The organism is Streptococcus oralis (assembly GCF_001075875.1).
Lineage (GTDB): Bacteria > Bacillota > Bacilli > Lactobacillales > Streptococcaceae > Streptococcus > Streptococcus oralis_I.
Genome location: NZ_JUOS01000112.1, coordinates 1 through 706, shown reverse-complemented (window position 1 = coordinate 706; position 706 = coordinate 1). Strand labels below are relative to the sequence as shown.

The following is a 706-nucleotide window of genomic DNA, read 5'->3' as shown; positions in this document are numbered from 1 at the left end:
CACAGGTAAAGCACCGGCCGTAACGGTTGTTCGTGAAGATAAGAATGGAACCAAAGCTTCAGCGACTTACACCCCAACTGTGACACCAGTAACTCCAACAGCAACATCATCTGAATCAACTGACATCCAAGGTGCTACTCAAACTGGTAAACCTGAATTCAAGGGTGGAACAGTAACCGTTGATGGTGTTGAGAAAACAGTAGCTATCAATGAAGATGTTCCAGCGACATTTGACGATGGTTCAACGACTAAGACAGTTGACGGCGTTGGTACTTACACAGTAGCAGCCGACGGTACGGTGACATTTGTTCCTGAGAAATCATTTGTCGGAACTGCACCGGCTGTAACGGTTGTTCGTGAAGACAAGAACGGAACCAAAGCCTCTGCGACTTACACCCCAACAGTAACTCCTGTAACACCGACAGCAACTCCAGCTGAATCAACAGATATCCAAGGTGTGACTCAAACAGGTAAACCTGTATTCACAGAAGGTGACAGCCGTGTGCCAATGAATGATGCTGTTCCAGCAACATTTGACGATGGTTCAACGACTAAAACTGTGGAAGGTGTTGGTACATACACAGTAGCAGCAGATGGAACAGTAACCTTCGTCCCAGAAAAATCATTTACTGGAACAGGAACAGGCGTAACTGTGAAACGTGTGGATAAGAATGGAACTGAAATCACAGCTAAGTACACCCCAACT

Annotated in this window: 1 pseudogene; it reads left to right on the top strand. The window is 46.0% G+C overall.

What is annotated here, in order from left to right:
* Positions 1-706, top strand: a pseudogene (locus tag ADM33_RS06460) (fibronectin-binding protein); the annotation flags it as partial.